At 39.9% G+C, this 24,350-nt stretch carries 22 protein-coding genes and 4 tRNA genes; 19 read left to right on the top strand and 7 right to left on the bottom strand.

Annotated features, from left to right (window positions below; translation table 11 throughout):
- Positions 1-13: 13 nt before the first annotated feature.
- The 7 genes from purF to MST18_RS09455 all read left to right on the top strand — a co-directional run bounded on the left by purF (position 14) and on the right by MST18_RS09455 (position 7,957).
- Positions 14-1,552, top strand: a complete 1,539-nt coding sequence (gene purF / locus MST18_RS09485; protein ID WP_078193623.1) for an amidophosphoribosyltransferase — start codon at positions 14-16, stop codon at positions 1,550-1,552.
- A 91-nt stretch (positions 1,553-1,643) separates the two neighbouring features.
- Positions 1,644-3,533, top strand: coding sequence for a M48 family metalloprotease (locus MST18_RS09480; protein WP_180007308.1), 1,890 nt, complete (start codon positions 1,644-1,646; stop codon positions 3,531-3,533).
- A 172-nt stretch (positions 3,534-3,705) separates the two neighbouring features.
- A complete protein-coding gene (locus MST18_RS09475) occupies positions 3,706-4,353 on the top strand; it encodes a hypothetical protein (RefSeq protein WP_180133012.1) in 648 nt (215 codons plus the stop codon).
- Between the two features lie 20 nt (positions 4,354-4,373).
- Complete coding sequence (locus tag MST18_RS09470; protein ID WP_180133013.1) at positions 4,374-5,345, top strand: D-glycerate dehydrogenase; 972 nt, start codon at positions 4,374-4,376, stop codon at positions 5,343-5,345.
- An 85-nt stretch (positions 5,346-5,430) separates the two neighbouring features.
- A complete protein-coding gene (locus tag MST18_RS09465) occupies positions 5,431-6,870 on the top strand; it encodes a M48 family metalloprotease (protein ID WP_180133014.1) in 1,440 nt (479 codons plus the stop codon).
- A gap of 122 nt (positions 6,871-6,992) precedes the next feature.
- Positions 6,993-7,352 (top strand): hypothetical protein, encoded by a 360-nt coding sequence (locus MST18_RS09460; RefSeq protein ID WP_111885700.1) that lies wholly within the window; start codon positions 6,993-6,995, stop codon positions 7,350-7,352.
- Between the two features lie 47 nt (positions 7,353-7,399).
- Complete coding sequence (locus tag MST18_RS09455) at positions 7,400-7,957, top strand: GNAT family N-acetyltransferase (protein ID WP_180133015.1); 558 nt, start codon at positions 7,400-7,402, stop codon at positions 7,955-7,957.
- Positions 7,958-8,070: 113 nt separating this feature from the next.
- Here MST18_RS09455 and MST18_RS09450 read toward each other — a convergent pair whose 3' ends face one another.
- Positions 8,071-8,517, bottom strand: a complete 447-nt coding sequence (locus tag MST18_RS09450) for a GatB/YqeY domain-containing protein (RefSeq protein ID WP_078193617.1) — start codon at positions 8,515-8,517, stop codon at positions 8,071-8,073.
- Between the two features lie 39 nt (positions 8,518-8,556).
- Positions 8,557-8,772, bottom strand: a complete 216-nt coding sequence (rpsU, locus tag MST18_RS09445; RefSeq protein ID WP_001136722.1) for a 30S ribosomal protein S21 — start codon at positions 8,770-8,772, stop codon at positions 8,557-8,559.
- A 146-nt stretch (positions 8,773-8,918) separates the two neighbouring features.
- Between rpsU and tsaD the strand changes: the two genes are divergently transcribed.
- Positions 8,919-9,935 (top strand): tRNA (adenosine(37)-N6)-threonylcarbamoyltransferase complex transferase subunit TsaD, encoded by a 1,017-nt coding sequence (gene tsaD / locus MST18_RS09440; protein WP_180023873.1) that lies wholly within the window; start codon positions 8,919-8,921, stop codon positions 9,933-9,935.
- 38 nt (positions 9,936-9,973) lie between these two features.
- Here the strand turns inward: tsaD and MST18_RS09435 are convergent, their stop codons facing one another.
- A complete protein-coding gene (locus MST18_RS09435) occupies positions 9,974-10,942 on the bottom strand; it encodes an Lrp/AsnC family transcriptional regulator (protein WP_180115229.1) in 969 nt (322 codons plus the stop codon).
- Between the two features lie 112 nt (positions 10,943-11,054).
- Between MST18_RS09435 and MST18_RS09430 the strand changes: the two genes are divergently transcribed.
- Both MST18_RS09430 and MST18_RS09425 read left to right on the top strand, forming a co-directional pair.
- The gene (locus tag MST18_RS09430) at positions 11,055-12,335 is read left to right on the top strand and encodes an MFS transporter (RefSeq protein ID WP_257227504.1); all 1,281 of its coding nucleotides are present in this window, start codon (positions 11,055-11,057) and stop codon (positions 12,333-12,335) included.
- Positions 12,332-13,675, top strand: coding sequence for an amidase (locus MST18_RS09425; protein ID WP_180133017.1), 1,344 nt, complete (start codon positions 12,332-12,334; stop codon positions 13,673-13,675). Before MST18_RS09430 ends, MST18_RS09425 begins: the two co-directional genes overlap by 4 nt.
- 68 nt (positions 13,676-13,743) lie before the next feature.
- Here MST18_RS09425 and MST18_RS09420 read toward each other — a convergent pair whose 3' ends face one another.
- Complete coding sequence (locus MST18_RS09420) at positions 13,744-14,616, bottom strand: ATP-binding protein (RefSeq protein ID WP_180133018.1); 873 nt, start codon at positions 14,614-14,616, stop codon at positions 13,744-13,746.
- A 189-nt stretch (positions 14,617-14,805) separates the two neighbouring features.
- Here MST18_RS09420 and MST18_RS09415 point away from each other — a divergent pair, with 189 nt between their 5' ends.
- The 6 genes from MST18_RS09415 to MST18_RS09390 all read left to right on the top strand — a co-directional run bounded on the left by MST18_RS09415 (position 14,806) and on the right by MST18_RS09390 (position 17,700).
- Positions 14,806-16,317, top strand: a complete 1,512-nt coding sequence (locus MST18_RS09415) for a DUF3336 domain-containing protein (protein ID WP_180133019.1) — start codon at positions 14,806-14,808, stop codon at positions 16,315-16,317.
- Positions 16,295-17,119 carry a protein kinase gene (locus MST18_RS09410; protein ID WP_180133020.1) on the top strand — a complete coding sequence of 275 codons (825 nt, stop codon included), beginning with the start codon at positions 16,295-16,297 and terminating at the stop codon, positions 17,117-17,119. Before MST18_RS09415 ends, MST18_RS09410 begins: the two co-directional genes overlap by 23 nt.
- A 107-nt stretch (positions 17,120-17,226) precedes the next feature.
- A tRNA-Leu gene (locus MST18_RS09405) sits at positions 17,227-17,311 on the top strand.
- 37 nt (positions 17,312-17,348) lie between these two features.
- A tRNA-Trp gene (locus MST18_RS09400) sits at positions 17,349-17,422 on the top strand.
- A 36-nt stretch (positions 17,423-17,458) separates the two neighbouring features.
- Positions 17,459-17,543: transfer RNA gene (locus tag MST18_RS09395), tRNA-Leu, on the top strand.
- 72 nt (positions 17,544-17,615) lie between these two features.
- Positions 17,616-17,700: transfer RNA gene (locus MST18_RS09390), tRNA-Leu, on the top strand.
- 304 nt (positions 17,701-18,004) lie between these two features.
- Here the strand turns inward: MST18_RS09390 and MST18_RS09385 are convergent.
- On the bottom strand, positions 18,005-18,208 hold the full coding sequence (locus MST18_RS09385) for a hypothetical protein (RefSeq protein WP_078188846.1): 204 nt from the start codon (positions 18,206-18,208) through the stop codon (positions 18,005-18,007).
- Between the two features lie 441 nt (positions 18,209-18,649).
- On the opposite strand from MST18_RS09385, the gene MST18_RS09380 reads away from it, so the two are divergent.
- Positions 18,650-18,916, top strand: coding sequence for a hypothetical protein (locus MST18_RS09380; protein ID WP_111883866.1), 267 nt, complete (start codon positions 18,650-18,652; stop codon positions 18,914-18,916).
- Positions 18,917-19,008: 92 nt separating this feature from the next.
- Here MST18_RS09380 and gloB read toward each other — a convergent pair whose 3' ends face one another.
- Both gloB and MST18_RS09370 read right to left on the bottom strand, forming a co-directional pair.
- On the bottom strand, positions 19,009-19,740 hold the full coding sequence (gene gloB / locus MST18_RS09375; protein ID WP_180133021.1) for a hydroxyacylglutathione hydrolase: 732 nt from the start codon (positions 19,738-19,740) through the stop codon (positions 19,009-19,011).
- Positions 19,741-19,849: 109 nt separating this feature from the next.
- On the bottom strand, positions 19,850-20,458 hold the full coding sequence (locus tag MST18_RS09370) for a flavin reductase family protein (RefSeq protein ID WP_180077708.1): 609 nt from the start codon (positions 20,456-20,458) through the stop codon (positions 19,850-19,852).
- Positions 20,459-20,562: 104 nt separating this feature from the next.
- Here MST18_RS09370 and MST18_RS09365 point away from each other — a divergent pair, with 104 nt between their 5' ends.
- Both MST18_RS09365 and MST18_RS09360 read left to right on the top strand, forming a co-directional pair.
- The gene (locus MST18_RS09365) at positions 20,563-21,384 is read left to right on the top strand and encodes a PhzF family phenazine biosynthesis protein (RefSeq protein WP_180133022.1); all 822 of its coding nucleotides are present in this window, start codon (positions 20,563-20,565) and stop codon (positions 21,382-21,384) included.
- 149 nt (positions 21,385-21,533) lie between these two features.
- Positions 21,534-24,302: a pitrilysin family protein gene (locus tag MST18_RS09360; RefSeq protein ID WP_180133023.1), complete on the top strand. Its 2,769-nt coding sequence runs from the start codon at positions 21,534-21,536 to the stop codon at positions 24,300-24,302.
- The last annotated feature ends 48 nt before the right edge of the window (positions 24,303-24,350 follow it).

Genomic DNA, 24,350 nt, shown 5'->3' with positions numbered 1-24,350 from the left:
CTGCGAGGTTGCTATGTGTGGAGTAGTTGGTATAGCTGGTAAATCACCTGTTAACCAAATGTTGTTTGATGCGTTAACGATGTTACAACATCGTGGACAGGATGCAGCCGGGATCGTAACTTGTCAGGATGGTCGTTTATTCCTGCGTAAAGATACGGGTATGGTACGTGATGTGTTCCACACACGTCATATGCGTGCATTACAGGGTAATTATGGTATTGGCCATGTTCGTTACCCAACTGCGGGTTCTTCTAGCAGTGCTGAAGCTCAGCCATTCTATGTAAACTCACCTTATGGCATTACGCTTGCACATAATGGTAACTTAACTAATGCTGCTGAAATTCATGATGACTTGTTCAAGACTGACTTACGTCATATGAACACCGATTCAGACTCAGAAGTATTATTAAACGTATTTGCTCACGAATTGCAAAAACGCGCAAAACTTACACCAAGCGCTGAAGATGTATTCCACGTGGTTTCACGTGTGCATGAACGTTGCAAAGGTGGTTATGCGGTTGTTGCTATGATCACAGGTCAAGGCCTTGTTGGTTTCCGTGATCCAAATGGTATTCGCCCATTGATCTACGGTTCGCGTGAGACTGAAAATGGTATGGAATATATCATTGCGTCTGAATCTGTCGCAATTACAGCGCTCGGCTTTAAGGTTGAGCGTGATATTGCACCGGGTGAAGCAATTTATATTACTGCTGATGGCGTGATGTCGACCAAGCAGTGTGCAGTAGCCCCTGAATATCGTCCTTGTATCTTTGAATACGTATATTTTGCGCGTCCAGATGCAACCATTGACGGTATTTCAGTTTACAAAGCACGTTTGAAAATGGGCGAAAAACTTGCTCAGAAAATTCTACGTGAATGGGGTGATGAGCACGATATCGATGTCGTGATCCCAATTCCTGATACTTCACGTACTTCAGCGCTAGAGCTTGCAAATACTTTAGGTGTGAAATTCCGTGAAGGCTTCATGAAGAACCGTTATATCGGTCGTACCTTCATTATGCCGGGTCAGCAACTTCGTAAAAAATCTGTGCGTCAAAAGCTTAACCCTGTAGAGCTAGAGTTCCAAGGCAAAAACGTACTATTGGTCGATGACTCGATTGTACGTGGTACAACTTGTAACGAAATCATTCAAATGGCGCGTGATGCGGGTGCGAAAAAAGTATTCTTTGCGTCTGCTGCACCGATGGTGAAATATCCAAACGTGTACGGCATAGATATGCCAGCCAAATCTGAACTGATTGCGTCTGAACGTAGTGTAGAAGAAATTCGTGAAATTATTGGTGCTGATCGCTTGATTTTCCAAGACTTGGAAGATCTAAAATCTGCAGTACGTACCAAGAAAGTCCCTGAGTTACAGGACTTTGATTGCTCGGTATTTGATGGTAAATATGTGGCAGGTGGTATTGATGCTGAATATTTGGCAGCATTAGAGCGTAAGCGTAATGACTCTGCAAAAAATGAAAAGCCAGCTTATATCGATGTCAACATTGATGCGGCTTCTGTGGATTTAACAGGTGTTCGCGAAGAATAATCTGCTGAAAACACACTGAAAAAGCGGGAATTTCCTGCTTTTTTCATTTATGATGAGCAAACAAAAGACAATGTAGCTTAAGGGTATTACATTGAGACGTGTGGGTTATGATTTTATAAAAAACAAAAATATGTTTTGGCCTGTCACCATGTGTATGGCGGCAGTGTTTTTGACCGTCGCAATTATTAATGTAATTGTCGGTTTAATTGTGGATTATTATGATTCCACTCAGTCTATCTATTGGCATGTCCTTAGCCCATTTTTAGTGGCTGCTGTACTGCTGATTATGTTGGTTTCAGTTCTCTATGATTTTTACACCTTTCGTTTAGGTGGTTATTCACTTGCAAAACAGTTAGGTGCGCGTCGTCTCAGTCTGATAGAAAGTATTCCTGAAGAAAGTGTTGCACTGCGTATGACTGAGCAGCTGGCAGATACCTTTCTAATCGATACTCCTGCACTTTATGTCCTACCCGATGAAGTGGGTGTGAATGCGCTCACCGCTGGTTTTAGCCCTCGAGATACGTCGATCATTTTAACTTGGGGCGCCTTACAAACCCTAGATGAGATGGAAATGTATGGTTTGCTGAGCCATGAATTTAATAAAATCTTGTCGGGGGAAGCTGCGGAAAATACCCGTTTGAAAATCTTATATAGCGGGTTGACGACCTTTAGTCAGTGGGGCAGTAAAATTGCAAAACGTGGCTTCTATAAAAATGGACAAGCACGGGACAATAAGTTTGAAACCCTTTTTGTTGCGATTGGCGCGGTCATTTGGTTGATCGGAAGCTTAGGTGTATTGATTTCCCGCTTTATTAAATATATCTCTTTGGGTTCTCGAACCTATCGTAATGATCAGAAAACCAAACGTCTGATTCAAAATGATGCCAATATTCAAACCTTATTAAGGATTTATGTTCATCATTCAGGTTCGCAAATTCATAGTGAATATGCGGAATCGATTTCTCATATGTGTTTTGCAAACTCACTCAGTCCGCAAAACTGGATGAATATTCACCCAAGTATTGAACAGCGTATTTTTGAATTAAATCCGGCTCTCATTCATGACCTGCAACTAGAAAATTTAAAAAAACTGCGAAACCAGCCGCTATTTTATTTATTCCGTTCACTAGAAGAAGCTAGTCCAGATGTTGCAACACCATGGAACTCGCCACAACCATTACCTTTACTGCGCTTGTCACCGATTAGTTTTGCGATACGAGATGCAATTAAACCGTTGAACCCCGAGATTCGTGAAAATTGGCAGCGGCCTGAATTGATCCAACGTGCCTTGCAAACAGCAACGGGTTCGCGTGAGGTGATGGTTGCTATTTTAATGATTCGTCAGTATCGAGAGTTTATTCCGACTGAAGCTGAAGTGAGTCGTGCGATTGTGGATGCCTTATTGAATCTTGATGGTCGTGTGCATATCTCCATTTTTCATGAGGCATGTAAAAATATTGGCACTATGCCTGCGACGATTTCACGGCAGTTCTTAACCAAGCTGGCCAAAATTATTCAAGAAGATGGTGAAATTGGTTTGCTCGATGCCTTACTACTTGAAACAGTGAAATATGAGTTAAATCTGTTGCCTGCACATACACCTACATCTTTAGAAGATGTAAAACCGAGTATTGTGCGTTTGATTGATGCCTTGTTGCATGTGCAACAAATTAACAGTGATAACCAACTCGAAGTGCGTGAAAAAATCCTCAATCGAATCTTAACGAAAGAAGAACTAGAGTTCTATCGCGATATATCTGATGAGCCAATTGATTTGGCTGAAATCCTAAATGATATTTCTGGGCTGCTGCTGCGTGAGCGGTTAAGCATTCTTGGGGTTGCTGAAATATGTTTATGGAATGATCGAATTATCACGCAAGATGAGTTGGATGTTTTGCAGCTACTATATTGGCGTATTGGATTTGAATCAGCTGAGATAGTTGAACTAATGCAAAAGAAAAATAGTTTAATGATCGTATAATTATTTATAGCGGCTTGATTTATGAATAGATTAAAAGTGTCAATGAAAAGTAATCTGAGCAAGTCTACAGAATCTTTAAAGAAATAGTATGATCTAATTGATTTATAAAAGTTCAGCAAAAACCAATGAATCCCGTTAGAATATCAAGCCTTGAATAGGTGAAAATAAAAGCATGATTGGGCATCAGCGAAGCATAATGGCGGCAATGGGAATTGATATATGGATTCCTCAGGCGGCTCCGTGTCAGCAATTTAGCTCAAATATTTGGCGAGATCAGGCGGCTCCTGAAATAGTCTCTGAAATTCTACTCAAAAATGAGTCTCAGCCAACGCCTGTTTCATCACAGACTGAGCTTAAAAAGAACGTTGATATTGTTGTAAATCAACCTGTAGAAGCACCTAAAGATGAACCAAAGGTTGTTGAGCCTGTTGAAGTTCGTCCAATTGTTCAAATCCCTTCGTTTAACTTAGAAGCCATCTGTTTAATGCACTGTGTCATTGTCATTGATGCCACAGAATTAACGGCAGAGCAGCAAGTTTTGTGGAGCAATATTCAGCGCGCAGTCAGTGCCGATTTTTTTGCCTTACAGTGGCCTTTTGGTTGGGTGAATTTGCAAGATGGTTGTGGTGCAGCATCTTATGTGCAGGGCTTTATCGATGCGATGAGCTTGGATAAAAATGTCATTTGCCTAGGCGATATTCCGCATTTAGAGCATGCGAAGGTGTATCCATTGGCATCTTTACAGCAAATGATTGAACAGCCTTTATTGAAAAAACGCCTATGGCAATTTATGCAAAATAAGGCAGGACAAAATACTTAAATTACGTAAATGGAAAATTTATGCAAAAAAAAGTAGTGGTTTTTAGTCAAATAGATCAAGAAATAATTCAACGTTTAGAACAGCAATTTAAAGTTTTTCAAATTAGCCCTAAATTGGGCGATGTGAATCAGCAAATACTTGAGCATTCAAAAGATGCTGACGCCATGATTGGTGCGGGACGTTTGTTGAATGCTTCGAATTTAGCGCATGCCTCACAATTAAAAGTTATCTCAAGTGTAAGTGTTGGCTATGACAACTATGATTTAGCATTTTTAAATCAAAAAAATATTTGGTTGAGTCATACACCACATGTGTTGACGGAAACTACAGCAGATTTAGCATTTACCTTATTGATGAGTGCAGCACGTAAAGTGCCTGTATTGGATCAATGGACCAAACAAGGGCAGTGGAAGCGTACAGTGGGTCCTGAGCAATTTGGCATGGATATCTTTGCTAAAACCATCGGAATTATTGGCTTAGGACATATTGGCGCAGCAATTGGGCGTCGTGCTCGCTACGGCTTTAATATGAATGTGCTCTATCATAATCGCCGAGAAAAAATTGAATTGGCTGAATCTTTATCAGCGCAATATTGCGATTTGGATGATTTGTTGCAACGTGCTGACTTTGTGGTCGTTGCAGTGGATTTAAATGCAGAATCGAAAGCTTTAATTGGTGAACGTGAGTTGGCCTTGATGCAATCGCATGCGGTATTGGTCAATATTTCACGCGGTTCAGTAATTGATGAAGCCGCTTTAATCGATGCATTAAGTCGTGGTCAAATTTTTGCAGCAGGCTTAGATGTGTATGAGCAAGAGCCGCTTCAAGAATCGCCATTATTTACATTAGCCAATGTCGTGACATTACCCCATGTGGGTTCAGCAACAGCGGCAACCCGTAAACGTATGGCAGAGTTGGCTTATCAAAATCTAGTGGATGTTTTGGTACATGAGCGCGCGCCACGCTATGTGGTCAATCCAAAATTTGAATAAACAATCACAACAGTTTTCTCCATAATTCACCAAAATTCAATGCTATATTCGATGAAGTACGAATATGAAATTTAGAGAATAGACTTTGAAAAAGATTTTACTGGCATGTGGTCTCGGGCTTTGTTCGACATTGGCGCAGACGCAGTCCGTAGATTTTAGTTCATCCCCACAATTTTCTGTGCCTGAAATAGGTAGTGGCGTTGGCTTGTTGGATCAACAAAAAGAACGTGCCATTGGTGAGAAAGTGTATCGTGAGGTGCATCGTCAACTTCCTGTGACTGAAAATCCGTGGATGGAAGATCGTCTTTTATCTGTCTTTACGCATATTTTGAGCCAAACTCAACTTAATCAACCGGTCGGCTTGTTATTAATTAATGATCCACAAATTAACGCTTTTGCTGTGCCTGGTGGTTTATTTGCATTAAATGCTGGATTAATTAATTCAGCTCGCAACATGGATGAAGTGGCAGGGGTGATGGCGCATGAAATTGCACATGTCTCACAACGTCATTACAGTCGTTCACAAGAAGCTTTTAAAGGGCAAGGTTTATTGTCCCTAGCCGGTATCTTAGTCGGAGCCTTGGTGGCCTCACAGGCAGATGGTGATGTGGGTGCGGCTGTAATGATGGGTTCACAAGCCGCTTTAATGGATAAACAGCTAACCTATAGCCGAAACCAAGAACGTGAAGCAGACCGCATCGGGATGCAGTATATGTACCGTGCAGGATACAATCCGCAAAGCATGGCTGACTTTTTTGAAGTGATGCATCGCTCTACGAGTCGAGTGAGCTTTCTGCCTGATTTTTGGTTGACGCATCCTTTAACCACGGAGCGTATGAGCGAAGCTCGCTTACGTGCCAATCAGTTGCCTAAAGTTAAAACCAGTTTGGTTGATCAAGATTTTGAAATTCTGCGTTGGTATAGTCGAGTACTATCAGGTCAGGCGACTGAATTGCAATTAAATGCAATGGTGGCACAAAAGAACTATGCAGCTGAGTTGGCTTTGGTGAGCTTGCATATTAAACAAGGTGACTTTAGTGCTGCTCAAAAGTTATTAAATGAAGCAGCAAAACAAAATGCTTCGCATGCACTTTTTACTATTTTGCAGACCGATGTGCTGTTGGGTCAAAACAAAACAGCCGATGCTGTGAACGCTGTGAAAAGTTCGGCAATCATCATGCCTGAAAATCGTGCATTAAATTATAAATATGCAGAGGCTTTGATTCGAAACAAAGAATATGCGCAAGCACAACTGATTCTACAGCGATTTTTACAAGCAAATCCACGCGACTTGAGTGGTTGGCGACTGATGTTGCAAATGGCTGATGCAGACAAAGATGCAAGCTTCCGTTCGGTCAATGTGCTGCGATATCGAGCTGAAGTAGAGTATTGGGGTGGGGATGAAGAGCGCGCGATTAAATCTTTGCTACAGGCGCAGCGCATCGCCAAAGACTCGAAAAGTCTTGCTGCGAAAATCAAGCAACGTGTAGATGAAATGCAAAATGAACGGAAATTAAAAATATAAAGATTTCAAATGTGATGCACTTATCTATGTCGATTATAAAGTGTAAATTGTAGTTTTAGTGGCTTGGATTAATCAGTGTAAACTAGCTGGATGTAAAATGTTTTATGATTAAGAACTTACAAATGAAAAATATGATTTTGGCGGCCTGTCTGTTGGGCTTAGCAACGAATATTGCAGCTGCTAGCGCAGAGCAATATGTGATTGCTGTGAATGATATTAACGAAAAATATAAAACCGATGTACGCCAATTTTTTAGTCAGTTAGATCCGCAGCAACAGGGATTTAAAGCAGACCAGCAAGTGAAATACTGCGGTATTGTTCAGACTTATGTGAATGATCTTTATCGTGCCGCAGACGAAAATCGTGCATTTTTAGATCGTGAGTACCGTAATATGAATAAGCAGGATGTGATTCAGCAGGTGATCGCATCAAAAGAGATGCAATTATTAAAAAAATATAATGTTCAATGTGCCCTAAATTAAAAATAAATTTATAAGCATTTTAAATCATTACGAGAAACTGAATAAAAATGAAACTCGATGATTTTGATATGAGTCATGGCAGAATCACGCTTCAGTTGATTCAGCGCCACGATGCAAAAGCACTTTATGAGGCGATTTGTCAAAGTATAGTAACCTTACGAATGTTTCCTGCAAGTTTGGCTTGGTCCTTACAAGAACCTAATTTAGATGCTTCATTGGCATTTTGTGATTCGAGAGTGTTGGCTGCGTTAAATCAGGAAAATTTTGTTTATGTGATTCGTGAGCAACAGTCGCATAACTTTTTAGGTGTCATGGATATTCATCAAATCAATTGGATGGAAAACCAAGCTAACGTTGGATTTTGGGGAAATGTTGAATTTAAAGGGCAGGGTTTGATGACAGAAGCTTTGCAGTTATTTGTGGATCAATTATTGAATGATCTAGGATTTCAGCAATTAAACGCTTTTGTAGATGTAGAAAACAAGCAAGCACGACGTCTATGTGAACGAGCAAATTTTAAATTGATTGAAATAGATGAAGCGGCAATTCAAAATCCAGTAGATGGAAGTTGGCGAGATATTTGCAAGTATGAAATCGTTAGATAATAAAGAAAAAATAAATAATGTATGTATTTGAATTATTTTTGAATTTGGATAATTTGGCTATTTAAGTCATCAGCGTACTTAAATAGACCAAATCAAACAATCTAGATGAAAGATTAAGAGAGTTTCGCTTTAATTTTAGCTGAAACTTGTGCAGGATCGGCACGTCCGGCTATGAGCGGACGTAGAGAGTTCATCACCTTACCCATATCTTTCATGCTAGTAGCTTCTTGCGCAGTAATTGTTTGCGCAATGATGGAATCAAGTTCTTCCTCAGTCATAGCTTCTGGTAGAAATTGAGATAACACCTCAATCTCGGCTTGTTCCTTACTAGCTAAATCATCTCGATTTGCACCTAAAAAGGCTTTAACCGATTCTTTGCGTTGTTTGATTTGCTTTTCAATGACCGCAAGAACTTGCTTATCGTCAAGCTCTATGCGCTCATCGACTTCGATTTGCTTGATTGCTGCCTGTAGACTACGTATTACCGTTAACTTGTCCATTTCTTTAGCACGCATAGCGGCTTTTAAAACTTCAGTTATTTGGTTTTTTAAAGTAGTCATTTATCTTGTCCAGGTTAGTCAATCAATCACAAATTAATCTTAGTAAAGGCGAGTAGTACGTACTGATTCGCGAGCCAATTTCTTTTGGTAGCGTTTAACAGCAGCAGCTTTTTTACGTTTACGTTCTTGAGTTGGTTTTTCGTAGAATTCACGTTTACGAACGTCAGCAAGAACACCCGCTTTTTCGCATGAACGTTTGAAACGACGGATAGCTACGTCTACTGGTTCGCCTTCTTTCAATTTAACTTGTGGCATGAAGAATCCTCATTAAGTTATGGATAAGATCTCGGGTCGAATTACCCTTGATCACAAGTGAAGGTCAGTATTTTACTCATTTACATCTCATATCACAAGTCTATAATAGGTTTCGCAATATTTTGAAATGGGCAAAAGGCAGTTTAATGATCGTTTTAGGCTTGGAAACTTCGTGTGATGAAACAGGACTCGCACTCTACGATAGTGAGCAAGGATTACGCGGACAAGTATTGTATAGCCAAATCAAACTGCATGCAGAATATGGTGGTGTGGTACCTGAATTAGCTTCACGTGACCATGTGCGTAAGTTAATTCCGTTATTAAAACAATTGCTTGAAGAAAGTCAGATGGATAAATCTGAAATTGATGCCATTGCATATACTCGCGGGCCGGGCTTGATGGGTGCATTAATGACAGGCGCATTGTTTGGTCGTACGTTGGCATTTGCACTGAATAAACCTGCAATTGGTGTACATCATATGGAAGGTCATATGTTGGCGCCGCTGTTGTCTAAAACTCCACCAGAATTTCCATTTGTGGCACTTTTAGTCTCTGGCGGACATACTCAATTGATGGCTGCTTATGGAATTGGTCAATATGAATTATTGGGTGAGTCGATTGATGATGCAGCAGGTGAGGCATTCGATAAAGTCGCTAAAATGATGGGTCTACCATACCCAGGTGGTCCAAATATTTCGAAATTGGCGATCAATGGTGACATCAATGCCTTTGAATTTCCACGTCCAATGCTACACCAAGGTTTAGATTTTTCATTTAGTGGTTTAAAAACTGCCGTTTCAGTTCAACTAAAAAAAGTTGAAGGCGAAGGTCGTGAGGCGGATATCGCTGCATCATTCCAAGAAGCGTTGGTTGATACATTGGTGAAAAAATCAGTGAAGGCATTAAAACAAACGGGTTTAAAACGTTTAGTTATTGCCGGCGGTGTAAGTGCAAACAAGCGTTTACGTGAGCGCTTAGAGGCTGATTTGGCAAAAATCCGTGCAAATGTGTTTTATGCAGAACCTGCGCTGTGTACAGATAATGGTGCAATGATTGCGTTTGCAGGTTATCAGCGTCTTAAAGCGGGTCAGCATGATGGTTTGTCTGTTACAACTACACCGCGTTGGCCGATGACGGAATTAAGTAATCCAAACGAAGCGTAAAAATCGTTAAAAAAAGAACCGCATTTGCGGTTCTTTTTTTAATCTAAATTTGAAAATAACTGCGCGCTGCTGATTTTTCGCATAAATCCTGCACGTTTTAATGCCAATGTCACCATGTTGGTATTGCAAGATTGAATGCCTTCAAAATTACCAAGATCTTCTGTAATGAGTTTCCATAAATCACTTGAATCATTACATAGGACATGCCAGAAAAATTGTGAATCTCCACTAATACCAAATAGGCAGCGTGTGTTTTTAAGTTCAGACAAGGTCTTGGCAATTTGATTTGCTGCATCTGGACGAGCTTTAATCAAAATAATCGCTTCGGACTTATAGCCCATCAAACTGGGTTCTACATCGACACGAATGTTGAAAATGCCTTCTTCCAATAAATCATTCAATAATTTCTGAGTTTTATGTTCACTGAGTTCGATTTGCTCTGCCAAACTTTTAATAGATGAACGCCCATCAATAGACAGAGCATGAATCAGTTTTAACTCTATTTCAGTCAAACTTCTAAAATTGACGTTTTTATCGCTTGTACCTTCTAAAGCTTTGGGTTTACTGGCCCAAGTAAATGGTTTTAATACGGCTTGGGTTTCTACGGTTTTAATATCCGGAATATGCGTAACAAAATCATGCATCCAAACAGAGAGATCGGCGGCCTTTTCTAATCCAATTTCAAGGAAAATATCGGCAAGTCCTGTGGTTAGAAAAACAATGCGTACTTCTGGACGGTTTGCAAAAAATTGCGCAACTTCTTTTTCCTTCCCAAATTTCACACTGATCCAGACATGAACGGTGTAACCCTTATTGGCAACCACAGGATTTAATTCAATTGCAGTTCGTATAACTTGGTCATCTAGCAATCTACCTAGACGTCGAGACAGCTTTTTTTCAGGGACATCACTAATCTGGCTCAGTTCTCGCCATGATCCTCTCGGATTGGAGATAAGAGCTTTGATGCATGCAGTATCGATTTCGTCGAAACTAAAAGATTCACTCATGATGATTGACTTGTCTAAAAACTAATTATAATCTAAATTTAAGTCTAGAAAATAAAATACAACCTGTATTTATGTCTAAATATTAAATGAGACGCTTATGGATGAGTCAAAAATGCAAAACTCAATTTCCACACAAGGAAATGTATCACAAAAGAAAGTTATTCTTGCAGGAACTGTAGGAAATGCTATTGAATGGTTCGATTGGACGATTTATGCAACTTTTGCAGTATTTTTCGCGAAACAATTTTTCCCATCAGATGATCCAACTGCATCCTTGCTTGCGACCTTCGCAATTTTTGCTGTAGGTTTTTTCATGCGTCCATTAGGTGGAATCGTATTGGGGATCTTTTCTGACCGCTATGGTCGAAAAGCAGCTTTGGCCGCAACCATCATAATGATGGCAGGTGGTTCTTTGATGATAGGTCTTTCACCAACCTATGAATCAATTGGTATTTTTGCGCCGATTATTTTGGTATTAGCGCGATTACTTCAGGGTTTATCTTTGGGGGGTGAGTTCGCTTCAGCGGCAACTTATCTTTCAGAGATGGCACCAAAAAATAAACGCGGATTCTATTCAAGCTTTATGTTTTTCAGTTCAGCGATTGGTATTTTGATGGCCTCAGGTCTTGCTTGGGCTTTAACAAGTACTTTAACTGAAACGCAAATGAGCGAATACGGATGGCGTATTCCGTTTATTTTGGGTGCGATTGGCGGCTTGGTGGGTATGTGGATTCGTAAATCAGTACCTGATAGCGAAATGACCCATAAAAAAGAATCAGTAAAAAATCCTTTGGTTGTACTGATTAAACGTCATCCGAAAGAAACGCTTCGTATTGTGGGTATTTCTATCTTAACAACATTTGCATTCTATATTTTTGTGGTCTATGTCCCGACCTATGCCATTAAAGTTTTAGGCGCAGAGCCACAAACAGCCTTTGCTGCAAATACTGTTGGCTTAATTATCTTTATGTTGTGTCAGCCTGTATTTGGCTGGCTATCAGACAAAATTGGTCGTAAACCGCAGTTGATTGTATTTGCTGTGGGATATTTAGTGTTCTTTTATCCAATCATTAAATGGATGGATGGTACGTTTGCATCTATTTTAATGGTCGAGCTTTTCGGCTTGGTTTTATATGCTTTATATACCGCCATTGGCCCAGCTGTCATGTCTGAACAATTTCCGACAGAAGTTCGTGCAGTTGGCATTGGCGCACCCTACAACTTGATGGTGGCTTTACTCGGCGGCACAACACCGTATGTGCTAACTTGGCTACAAAGTATTGGTAAACAAGATTACTTCTATTTTATGGTATTGGTTGGCGCATTATTAACATTAATCACATTTATGAAAATGCCTGAAACGGCAGGAAAAGGTTTGGAAGATATAAAATGAATATTGTGAATTTATCTGCACTTGAGCTTGGTCGCCAGATTGCCTGCAAAAAGATAACTTCAGTAGAGACAGTTCAATTTTATATTGATCGAAACCAAACATTTAAACATCTAGATTGTATTTCGGAATTATTCGAAATCGAGGCTTTGCAACAGGCACAACATTTAGATGAGTTGCTTCAGCAAGGCACACGATTGAGTCCATTTCATGGTGTGCCAATTTTACTAAAGGATAATCTGGATGTAGCGGGTCATATCACCTATGCAGGTACGGTTTATTTAGATCAAAAAGCGCAAGCGAACTGTAAACTGGTTGATCAATTGCAAGATTTAGGTTTTGTGATTTTAGGTAAAACTAAAATGACCGAGTTGGCTTTTGGTTTGTCTGGTCAAAATCCAATGCAAGGCACACCTAAAAACCCGTGGGCAGAGCAGCAATTTGCACCGGGTGGATCATCTTCAGGTTCAGCGGTTGCTGTGGCTAGTGGTCTTAGTCCTATGGCCTTTGGTGGTGATACAGGTGGTTCGATTCGTACACCAGCAGCATTAAATGGTATATTTGGTTTTAAACCTTCAGCCCATAAAATTGCCGACACGGGTGCAGTACCTTTATCCAAAACTTTAGATACTCTAGGGCCTTTTGCACGATTTGCAGATGATATTAGCGCTTTAGTCAATGTATTGATGGATGTAGATGTTGGAGCGGCATCAAGTCAAAATGTAATTTATGCTTTAGATGAATCTGCATTTCCATATCCGCTTGAGCCTGAGGTATTAACCCTTTGGCGCGAAGGGCTAAAACGCATCGAATCATTGGGAATCGAAATTAAAAGCTGGCAACCACCTGCACATTTCGATTTTCATAATTTATCGGACCGGACGTCTGACATTATTGCTTATGAAAGTTATTTATATCATGGCGATACAGCTGAAAATGCTGAAACACAGATGTGGGAATTAGTTCGTCAGCGTGTGCTACGCGGTAAGAGTATTTCACAGGAAAAATACGAGTCATTGATTGCAGAGCGAACTGAGTTTCAGCAGACATTTAAAGCTTCTTTAAATGGTCAATGTTTGCTGTTTCCAGTGAGCCCATTCCTTGCAGCTGTGTCTAGCTCAATGGATATCGAGTTTAGTCATGTGGGTGAATACACGCGTCCTTTTAACTATTTAGATGCACCAAGTTATGCTTTTCCAATGACTCAAAGTGAAAGTGGATTGCCGATGGGTATTCAGTTGGTTTCATATCAAGCTAATGATGTTAATGTGGTAAACACAGTGCAGAAAATTGCCAATGGTTTAGGTATTCGTTCTGTCCTTCCACCTATTTGTCAGAATTAAAGAATCATTTGTCATATTCAATTATAAAGAACCGCTATAGCGGTTCTTTTTTATTTAGTTTTTTGGCTCTAGGCTTGTTTAAGTTGTTCTGACCCAATCCAATGCTTTGAAAATTGATAAGCAGCACGCCCTGAACGTTGCCCACGACCTTGACACCAACGTAGTGCCTCAGCACGCGCTTCATCTGTCCATGACATCTCGGCTTTAGCCAAATAATGTTCAACAATTTCTAAATATAAATTTTGATCCATTGGATAAAAAGACAGCCACATCCCAAAGCGGTCAGAAAGAGATATTTTTTCTTCAATCGCTTCTTGTGGATGAAGCTCATTATATTGAGGCACATCTACCTTGGTTACAGGTGTGTTTTCATGCATGAATTCAGGCAATAAATGACGACGGTTACTGGTAGCATAAATAATAAAATTACTCGAACCTGATTGTAATGAACCATCCAAAACACTTTTTAAGCTGCGATAGTTTTCATCTTCAGCATTGAATGCCAAATCATCACAATATACGATAAATTTTTCAGGGCGATTTTCAATTAACTTTTGAATTTCTGGCAAATCAGATAGATCATCACGCTCAATTTCAATTAAACGTAAACCTTGGTCTGCATAATGGGTGAGCAGAGCACGGACGATGGATGATTTACCTGTACCACGAGAGCCAGTGAGTAAAACATCGTTGGCAGGTAAGCCTTTTAAAAACTGTAAAGTGTTTTGAATCACTTTTTCTTTTTGACGCTCAATTCCTTTTAAATCTTCTAAATACATGACTTTGGGCTGTTGAATGGCTTTAAGCTGTTTATCTTGCCATTTAAAAGCGATACTCGAAAAATCGGGTGCTTGTTTAAGCTCAGGCAAACTGTGCTGTAGTTGTAAGAGTACAGTAGATAGCGATTGAAGGATGTTGTCAGGTAAATCAATTGTAGCCATGATAAGTCAGCTTGTCGTGTCTTGTTGTTGGTTAGTATATGACAGCAGTGTACATCAATAATGCAGTTATAATCGCCTCAATATGTCAAAGTTAAATGATTGTTCTAGGAGATCAGCGCTATTCGAATAACCAAAAAGTTGTTATAAATCTAGCTGAGTGAACAGTTTAAAGTGTGCTGAGGGATAGTCATGTTGTTTACAGGGTTTTCAAAAAGTATTAATCCACATCAGGCATATCGGATAAAAAAATTAAAGCGTCAGCTCGACCGTGCTGAATGTTATGAAGAATGGAAAGATATCGCACTTAAAATAGATGAAGAATCGGGTGCGCAAGAATGGAAATTCGATAATAGTTCACCGTATTTTGATGCAGAAATTATTACTCATCGTTTAGGGTTACTGAGACGATATCGTGCTCAGAAACGTACTCGAGATTTGATGTACATTTTAAGTGAAGGTTTAACTTATGATATTGGCAATATTGCTCATCCTTTACTGTTTACAGAAGCCTACGTCGGCACCAAAAAAATTATTGAAGACTATGTTGATGAGGTGAGTAAAAGTTTGGCATTTATCGCATCTGAAGAATGCGTTTGTCTTGATGCTGCACAAAAAATTGAATTCTTTGAACAAAGCCAAAAAGCCTATGGTCAACCTGTTTTGATGTTTTCAGGCGGTTCAACTTTAGGTTTGTTTCATACAGGTGTGTGTAAAGCACTGATGGAGCAAGATCTGATGCCCAAAGTTCTGTCTGGTTCCAGTGCTGGCGCCATTATGACCGGGATGTTGGGTGTATCTAAACCATCAGAATTTACCAATTTATTAAATGGACAAAACTTCTTTAGTGAGGCATTTCACTTTCGTAAATTGACTGAGTTAGTGCAGGGTAATGGCGGTTTGGCAGATGTAAAATATCTGAAAAAGTTTTTGGTTGAAAACTTAGGTGACTTAACTTTTGCCGAAGCATATAAGCAATCAGGTCTGCATATCAATGTGGCAGTTGCGCCTTATGATGCATCACAAGATGCACGAATTATGAATGCGTATACATCACCCGATTTGTTGGTTTGGAGTGCAGTGTTGGCATCTTGTGCAGTGCCCATTCTATTTCCACCGGTACGACTGACCAGTAAGCGTTATGACGGGCAATTTACGCCATATATGTCGGCTACACGTTGGGTGGATGGTAGTGTGCGCAGTGATTTCCCACAGGAGAAAATGGCACGTCTATATAATATTAATTATAGTATCGCTAGTCAGGTCAATCCGCATATTGTGCCGTTTATGCAGGATGATGCTTCACGCTTTCGTAAAAGCATGTTGAGTTGGCCTGAGCGGATCGTTCGTCGTCAAGGTAAGGTGATTAGTAAAGGGGTGATGGATTTCGCCCGTGAGCGCGCAGGAAGTATTCCACCGGTAAGACGGTTGCTTGATCATGGTTATGGCGTGGTGGATCAGCGTTACTATGGTGATGTCAATATTGTGGGGAAATATGGCTTAAGACACTATAGTTATATGTTGCAAAATCCGCGACCTTATCTGTTTAAAGTATTGCAGCGTGAAGGTGAAAGAGCCACATGGCCGAAAATTTCATTAATCGAAACGCAAGCTCGCATCGGTAAGACCATTCAGCATTGTTTGGAATTATTAAATTATCAAAATGAACCCAGTCAACGACATGCAGAATTTATTGCGGTTTAAATCCACAGATTTAGCGCAAACCATTTGCGAGCCAAAAACCAAAACCAAAAGTTTGGTTTTTGGCCGTCGTCTATATCAATTTCAATTCAATCAACAACGTTATTGGCTCAAGGCGCAAGTCAGTGACAGCAGCCCTGAACATGTAGCTAGTTTTGGTCGAGAAATTGAGCTGTACCAGCTATTCAATCAAGCGTCTACACAAGACAGCATCACGCTACCTTTTCAAGTGATAAAAGAGACGCATCTCAGTATTCAGCAAGAGCCTATTGATCGCCTATTAATACTGCCCAATGCTGAGCCTTGGTTCTTACAGCCTGTATCGAATTTGAGCATTGAGCAGGTGAGGCAAGTGCTATGGCAAGCAATCGATGTGGTTGAGCGATTAAGCTTGCACGGTTGGATACATGCAGATTTAAAACAAGAGCATTTTGTGAATTGGCAAGGGCAGTGTAGACTCATCGACTTTGAGCAAGCGCTCCCGTTGGCTGTTGACCAGCAAAATGCCTTAACTGCGACACCACGTTATATGGCTCCAGAACTTTTCCATGGGCAAGCAAAATCTTTGCACAGTGATATCTATGCGCTGGGGATTATTTTCTTGGAATGGCTGACATCACAGCGTTTAGAGGCGAAAAACTATGAAGATTGGGCCTATTTACATTGCCAACGCTTAAAGCTTGATCTGCCAATGCAATATCAAGGGTTTAATCAGCTATTGCAACACATGTTGATGAAGCAAAAAAATGACAGATTGGTGGATTTTTATCGCTTAAAAAGCGACTTAGTTGCTGAATTTGCTTAAGAAAAATACAAAAAAGGCACTATTGTTTTTTATTTAAACAAACAAGATGCTTTTTTATAAAAAAGGCTTGTCATGTAAGGGTGATCTCTATAATATACACAGCCATCGGGGACGTGGCGAAATTGGTAGACGCACTGGATTTAGGTTCCAGCGCCGCGAGGTGTGAGAGTTCGAGTCTCTCCGTCCCCACCACTGAATTACTAAACATGAGTTTGGTAATGAAGGTCACAGAGGATTGGTGTAATGGTAGCATGACGGTCTCCAAAACCGTTCGTCAAGGTTCGAATCCTTGATCCTCTGCCAAGTTTTAAAAAGTCTGACATTGTCAGCAACCCTGTTGGGGACGTGGCGAAATTGGTAGACGCACTGGATTTAGGTTCCAGCGCCGCGAGGTGTGAGAGTTCGAGTCTCTCCGTCCCCACCACTTAATTTATTAAGTTGCCAAATAAACAGGTTTTTAAACAAATTAAAGTCTGACATTGTCAGCACCCGAGTTGGGGACGTGGCGAAATTGGTAGACGCACTGGATTTAGGTTCCAGCGCCGCGAGGTGTGAGAGTTCGAGTCTCTCCGTCCCCACCATTAGATTAAGCAAGGTTTTATACCTTGCTTTTTTGTTTTTGAAATGCGAAAAAATCAGTGTCTTAAACATGGTCTTTTTTGAAGATTAATTCTAATAAAAAAATTTAATAAAAGAATGATGAACCAGAGATACAGCAAGATGTCTTATCTTGCTTTTTTATTGTCTGAAATTTATCTCGTTAAAATGAGTCAGTAAAACAAAGGTGAAAAAAGCCCGAATATACGGGCAAATTTTGAAATGCGGATTCGAATCAATCGAATTAAATCATTTATTTCAAATCGTTCGAATAAATTATAGAGAAGATTATGCCTTTAAATGATCTTCAAACTCTTCACCGAGCTGCATGGCCAAAGCATTACCAGACAAATCTACAGTCACTAGACCATATTCTTTTTTAAAACTGAATGTAAATCCACGATTATCTGCCAGTGTACGAACAGAATATCCTAACTTTTCTAACCAAAGACGGAAGGCAACTAAATTTTTTGCTTTAACCACTTTTTTCACGAGCGAACTCCTTATCAATCATTAAAATATTAAATAGGGGTGTCAAAATATTTTTTAAAGGGGAAATGGAAAACTTTTATTTAAAATATGAAATTTTGATGGATAAATAAACAGATTATCGGCTTGTAAACGGTATAAACTTATTTAACTCGCTGTTTTATAACAAGCTAAACTTAATGTAAGTAAATATAACGTATTTTAAAAATTTGGGTTTTAACTGCTGGCTTAAAATCTGAACTATGTTTATAGAGAAGCTGTGCGCAAAATAAACGATTGTTTGGCTTAGAATGCACAGCTGTTTGGGCATGCAGTTGTGGATTGCAAATAACAGTTTGTTCAAAGCCTAATTCGCTGGATAGGTGAGCTTGCAATGCTATTTCTCATCAAGATTTATCGAAAAGCTTTTATACTATGTTCTATTGGTATAAGTAGATTGAACGCATGCAGAACATTGAGCACGCTGTAAAAGCAAAAATTGAACAGATGCAACAAGCGGGACAGACGCCTGTTGCGGTGATGCTTGGACATGAAGATTGGTTGGTCTTTTCGGAGCAATCCAAAGTGGCATATACACCATTTGGTAGTGCACGACGTTATCAACCGGCATTAGGTGGTTTATTGATGGTACGTATCGATGAAATGCAAGCCGTACGAGTTGTGACTCAAGCTGAACTGGATGAGTTTGCTGCAACCAATCAAATTTTATAAATATAGAATGATAAATCGTCCCGAAATATTCATCACAAATAAAAACAGTATATTTGTGATGAAATCTTAAATTCATTAAACTCTCAATCCAATTAAAAATTGTCTTTGAGTTCTCTTAAGCGCTGAAACGCTTCAACACTTTCTGCGCGTAAAAATGGATTGGTTTCTAGTTCTAATTCAATGCTGCTTGGTAAAGTACATTGTCCGAGCATGCGCAGTGATTCAACCTCATCAAACCGCTGTCGTATGGCAAGGTTGTCAGGTTCAACATGCCGCGCAAACTGCGCATTCGATAGGGTATATTCGTGAGTACAATACACTTGAGTTTCTGCAGGGAATGCGGCAATACGGTTCAATGAATCGTACATTTGTTGAAAAGTACCTTCAAATACACGTCCACAGCCCATAGCAAATAATACATCGCCACAGAACAGTGTATGAATGTCATCGATAAAATATACGATATGACCGAGGGTGTGGCCGGGCGTTGCTGTTATTTCGACTTCAAGACCATGAAATTCAAAACGGTCATTATGATCGAGAGGATAATTCACCCATGGAATACGGCTTAATTCTGCACGGGGACCATAAACGGCAATGTTTTTATCTTGAATAAGTTCCGGTACGCCACCGACGTGATCTTTATGCCAATGCGTTAACCAAATTTGTGTGAGATTGAGTTGATGTTCCTGACAATAGCGCTCGACTAAGGCAGCTTCAGTAGGATCTACCGCAATGACATCATGGCTTTCGGTGTGTTCAAGCAGCCAAATATAATTTTGCAGTGAATTTTTGACATCCAATGTATGTATTTTAAACGCCATATCCATTCATTCAATATTTAAAATTAAGTTAAAGTTAGCATGAAAATGCTCAAAACGGATGATTATTGATTTTCAACCCTAGATAAACGACAGAGCTCACAGCGCTATTTTAGTCTGGTGTCTCGTCTACAGATACGGGATTACCAATGGTATAAAAGTTCCCGCCAGCAACATGGTGTAGGCTTTTCCATTCATCTGCTACTTCATGATAATACCAATGTCCGTTACGGAAGACGCGGTCGTCTGCATAGGCAGCAATGACTTCGCCAATAAACAGATCGTGCGCTTGTTGATTGTGCGGCTCAGGAATAAGTTTGCACAGTAGCCAAGCAGCACAACCTTCAACTACAGGAATATCTGAGGCATTAAATTGAAATAATTCCACGCCACATTGGCGTAATTTTTCTGGCGCATCACGTTGGCTCATCATGCCAAGTGCATAGACGAGTTTGAGTTGTTTCAGTGTCGGTACTTGTAAGGCGAAATAGCCTGAATTTTCAATAATCTCACGTGTTTTAGTTGATTTATCCAGTACTACCGTCACTTTTGCAGGATTGAACTCTAAGGCGCATGCCCATGCCGCAGTCATCACACCGGTATGGGTTTGATCCTGAGCAGAGACGAGCACAGTCGGCCCATGATTTAAAAGTCGGTATGATTTTTCTAAAGGAACGGGGTGAATATGCGTTTTCAAAATTGTGCCTATATTTAAGTTCATCTAAAACTTAGATGTTTTATTAAAAAGTGTTGCTACATAGCATATAACGCATGAAATATTTTCAAAAGCCTTTAATATAAATCACTAAATCAGGAGTTCTATCAATGAAAATGTATCATGTTGACGCATTTACCCAAGTGTTATTTAAAGGCAACCCAGCGGCGGTTTTGGTGTTAGATGAATGGTTAGATGAACACTTGATGCAACAGATTGCTTTGGAAAATAATCTGTCTGAAACTGCATTTGTGAAAAAAATTGACAGCAGCAATTTTGAAATTCGTTGGTTTACACCGACCACTGAAGTGGACTTTTGTGGACATGCGACATTGGCCAGTAGTTATGTACTTTTTGAGTTTTATACGGCTGAAAAAAACATCCAATTTCATGTCAAAAATCTCGGTATTTTTAGCGTAAATAAAGCTGAAGATGGAAAAATTCTGATGAATTTCCCTGTGCGTCGGGCACAGGTCGTGAGCGATTATCCTGAAGAGCTACGTCTAGGGTTGAGTCAACCTTTTAAGCAGGTTTATCAAAATGCGCAGGCGTATATCGTGGAATATGAAACGGCTCAACAAGTCTTGGATGAACAACCGAATTTTGAAATTTTAAAACGTCTTGGCAAAATCCGCACCGCCATCACAGCGCCGGGTACGATTACTGATGTTGCAATCACTGCGGCAGCCCAGCAATATGACTGCATTTCACGCTATTTTGCACCGGGCAATGGCATCAATGAAGATCCTGTTACGGGTTCTATTCATACTGGAATCGTGCCTATTTGGGCAGAACGTCTAGAAAAACGTCAAATCTTGGCGTATCAAGCATCGAGTCGTGGTGGTGAGTTACACTGTCAAATGCTTGAAAATGACCGTATAGAAATCTCAGGCTATGCGTGTTTATATATGCAGTCGGACATTTATATCTGAACATAAATCAAATACATGCTGTCGAAATCTGCGGCATGTATTTAATAAAAAGTAACTATTAATCCAGAAAAGCTCAGCATAAAATCAAAACCAATCTGATCGACAGCACTGCGCTGATCGATGCTTAATATAAAGGACACTTGAATTACATGCGTATTAAACATTTAACGCTTTCACTTTTTTTTGCAGGTTTAAGTACCAGCCTATTTGCTCAACCTGTATTGGTTAAAACTGAACAAACCATTGAAGAATATAAATTAGATAATGGTTTTCGTGTGGTTTTGGCGCAAAACGATAAAGAAAGCAAAGTGTTTATGAATACGGTGTATTTAACGGGTTCTTTAAATGACCCTGCGGGCAAAGGTGGTTTGGCACATTTGCTCGAACATTTGGCCTTTAAAGGCACTGAAAATGTCAAAGGTGATGAATTTCAGCGTCGCTTAGACCAATTCACGCTGATGACCAATGCCAGTACGGATTATTATTCAACGAAATACACCAATGTGGTTCGTCCTGAACAAAGTTCAATCGATCAAGTTTTGCATTTAGAAGCAGAACGGATGGACAAATTGGTACTTCAGGAAAAATTTGTACCAACAGAAATTGATATCGTTAAGCGTGAACGTGAAATTCGTTTAGATCAGCCATTTTCAGTGTTAATCGACCAAGTTTTAAAAGAAGCCTATGGCAATCAATCTTTAGGCCGCTTACCGATAGGTGATTTGAAAGAACTTCAATCGATCAATATGAACGAATTAAACCAGTTCTATCGCCGTTGGTATGCGCCAAATAATGCAGTGATGGTGATTTCTGGTAAGTTTGATAAAGCGGCTGTATTAAAACAAATTGATCAACAATTTAGCCCAATTGCCGCACGTCAAATTCCTGAACAGGCCAAAGTCCCTAAATTAGATGGAACGAAATTAAAGCAACGCGAATTTACTGTTCATAAGGGTAGTGACTTTGGCAAATTTAATATTTATTTAAATGGTGCAATCGAGCCGATTAAAACTGCTTTGGCGGTATCTCCAACCTTGTATACCTTACAGCCAAGTGGGCATTTGTATCAAAGCATGGTGGAAACAGGGACAGCAACCGCAGTTCAATCCACCACATGGTTAGATAAAGATTTTAATTTGGTGTTTATGGGGGCGATATATGGCCCAAGTCATGATGCAAACAAAGTGGCAACCAGTCTTGCACAAGGTGTGGAGCAGAACAAAGCCTTTAACGATGTTGAGCTGAACCGTGTTAAAAGCTTGACTCGAAATATGGCTGACAATGTCAAAAATAGCGCAACAGCACTTGGCGAGCGTCTTAGTTCTTATACTGTGGCTTATAACGGGGACTGGTCTCAATATTTCAGAGACTTAGATAAAGTACAAAAGCTGAGTGTAAGCGACGTGAATCAAGTGTATAAGGATTTTCTAAAGCCTGAATACCGTGTCACAGGAAATATTCTACCAACACCTGAAGACCAGAAGAAAGCACAGCAACAGGCTGCGTCGAAACCTGCTGAAACTTTAGATCAGCAAGCGCCTGCAGAAGAGCCGTTGAAAGATGCGAGTGTTTATCGTGCTGAAGTGAAGCAATATGTTGCAGAGTCTAAGCAATATTTAAATCAGAAAGAAAAGCAGATTCAGCGCGCTAAATTTAAAAACGGCATTCAGTATGCGTTGTTTCCAACTAAAACACGTGACGACAAGACCTATGCCACGATTGCATTGGATTTTGGTACAGCACAAAGTTTAATGAATAAAGGTGAGTTGCTAGATTTGACAGCTTACCTCATGTTCCGTGCATCTAAAGATCAAAGTTTGCAGCAAATTGCCGATAAAATTATTGATGTTGGTGGCGGTGCAACGGTCAGTGCAAATGATAATGGTCTCATGATTCAGGTGGTTGCTCGTAAAGAAAAATTTGCTGATTTTTTGCAATATGTTATTGATGTTATTAAAGCTCCGGCCTTTGAGCAGTCACAATTTGATTTAATCAAAGCGCAAAGTTTATCGAGCTTGGATCGACCTTATACAGAGCCAGATACCGTTGCAGCAATGACTTTGTCGCGTATTGTCGAGATCTATCAGCCGGGGGATATTCGTTATCACTTCGAACCTGAACTTGCGAAAAAACAAATTGAGTCAGCTACACGTGATCAAGTGCAGCAGTTACATCAAAAATTCTTTAAAACACAGCATGCACAAATTGCGGTAACAGGTGATTTTGATACCAAGCAAATAGAAAAAATTCTGAAAAAAGAATTTGCAGATTGGAAAACCAGCGAGCCATATCAACGCTTAGAGTCTACATTTACAGCGTATCCTGCACAGAAAGTGCATGCATTGTCTGAACAGCGTGAGTTTGGTAGTTACCAAGCCATTATGACTCTACCTGTAGGTGTAGAGCATACCGATTCTCCTGCGCTACAAGTATTACGCCACATACTCGGTGATTCACAGTTGTCTTCACGTTTAGCTCAAGAGTTACGTGAAAAGAATGCACTGGTTTATGGTTTTAGTGCAGACATTAATTTTGATGAATGGGTGAATTCAGGTGTACTGAGTATTGATGCAAACTACACTGCGGGTAAATCAGCACAAGTTTCTCAGTCTGTTCATAAAGTGTTGCAAGACTTATTGAAAAATGGCGTGACGGAACAGGAAGTAGAAGCAGCCAAAGCCAGTATTTTGAAAAAGCGTTTAACTGCACTTGAAGATGACCGTCGCATTCATAGCATGTTGATTCCACAGTTAGAAAAAGGTCGTGATTTAAACTATCGTGAAAAGCGTGATCAACGCATTGCTAGTTTGACCAAAGCGGATGTTAATGCTGTCATCAAAAAATATATTCAACCTGAGCGTTTGATTGAGGTGATGGCTGACCAATATGGTCAAGCTGTAAAATCTACTCAAAAATAAACTTAATAAAAAAATCCTCCATCTGGAGGATTTTTTTTGAGCTGCATT

This window comes from Acinetobacter sp. YH12068_T, from assembly GCF_024606005.1.
GTDB lineage: Bacteria > Pseudomonadota > Gammaproteobacteria > Pseudomonadales > Moraxellaceae > Acinetobacter > Acinetobacter amyesii.
This window is presented reverse-complemented; position numbering and strand designations above follow the sequence as displayed.

What these genes read in the sequence shown, in the direction of transcription:
- gloB (WP_180133021.1), bottom strand. Translation starts at nt 19,740, where the DNA reads ATGGCGTTTAAAATACATACATTGGATGTCAAAAATTCACTGCAAAAT.
- MST18_RS09455 (WP_180133015.1), top strand. Translation starts at nt 7,400, where the DNA reads ATGAAACTCGATGATTTTGATATGAGTCATGGCAGAATCACGCTTCAG.
- MST18_RS09380 (WP_111883866.1), top strand. Translation starts at nt 18,650, where the DNA reads ATGCAGAACATTGAGCACGCTGTAAAAGCAAAAATTGAACAGATGCAA.
- MST18_RS09425 (WP_180133017.1), top strand. Translation starts at nt 12,332, where the DNA reads ATGAATATTGTGAATTTATCTGCACTTGAGCTTGGTCGCCAGATTGCC.
- MST18_RS09475 (WP_180133012.1), top strand. Translation starts at nt 3,706, where the DNA reads ATGATTGGGCATCAGCGAAGCATAATGGCGGCAATGGGAATTGATATA.
- MST18_RS09370 (WP_180077708.1), bottom strand. Translation starts at nt 20,458, where the DNA reads ATGAACTTAAATATAGGCACAATTTTGAAAACGCATATTCACCCCGTT.
- MST18_RS09365 (WP_180133022.1), top strand. Translation starts at nt 20,563, where the DNA reads ATGAAAATGTATCATGTTGACGCATTTACCCAAGTGTTATTTAAAGGC.
- MST18_RS09430 (WP_257227504.1), top strand. Translation starts at nt 11,055, where the DNA reads ATGCAAAACTCAATTTCCACACAAGGAAATGTATCACAAAAGAAAGTT.
- purF (WP_078193623.1), top strand. Translation starts at nt 14, where the DNA reads ATGTGTGGAGTAGTTGGTATAGCTGGTAAATCACCTGTTAACCAAATG.
- MST18_RS09410 (WP_180133020.1), top strand. Translation starts at nt 16,295, where the DNA reads ATGCAGAATTTATTGCGGTTTAAATCCACAGATTTAGCGCAAACCATT.
- tsaD (WP_180023873.1), top strand. Translation starts at nt 8,919, where the DNA reads ATGATCGTTTTAGGCTTGGAAACTTCGTGTGATGAAACAGGACTCGCA.
- MST18_RS09450 (WP_078193617.1), bottom strand. Translation starts at nt 8,517, where the DNA reads ATGACTACTTTAAAAAACCAAATAACTGAAGTTTTAAAAGCCGCTATG.
- rpsU (WP_001136722.1), bottom strand. Translation starts at nt 8,772, where the DNA reads ATGCCACAAGTTAAATTGAAAGAAGGCGAACCAGTAGACGTAGCTATC.
- MST18_RS09470 (WP_180133013.1), top strand. Translation starts at nt 4,374, where the DNA reads ATGCAAAAAAAAGTAGTGGTTTTTAGTCAAATAGATCAAGAAATAATT.
- MST18_RS09415 (WP_180133019.1), top strand. Translation starts at nt 14,806, where the DNA reads ATGTTGTTTACAGGGTTTTCAAAAAGTATTAATCCACATCAGGCATAT.
- MST18_RS09360 (WP_180133023.1), top strand. Translation starts at nt 21,534, where the DNA reads ATGCGTATTAAACATTTAACGCTTTCACTTTTTTTTGCAGGTTTAAGT.
- MST18_RS09435 (WP_180115229.1), bottom strand. Translation starts at nt 10,942, where the DNA reads ATGAGTGAATCTTTTAGTTTCGACGAAATCGATACTGCATGCATCAAA.
- MST18_RS09420 (WP_180133018.1), bottom strand. Translation starts at nt 14,616, where the DNA reads ATGGCTACAATTGATTTACCTGACAACATCCTTCAATCGCTATCTACT.
- MST18_RS09460 (WP_111885700.1), top strand. Translation starts at nt 6,993, where the DNA reads ATGAAAAATATGATTTTGGCGGCCTGTCTGTTGGGCTTAGCAACGAAT.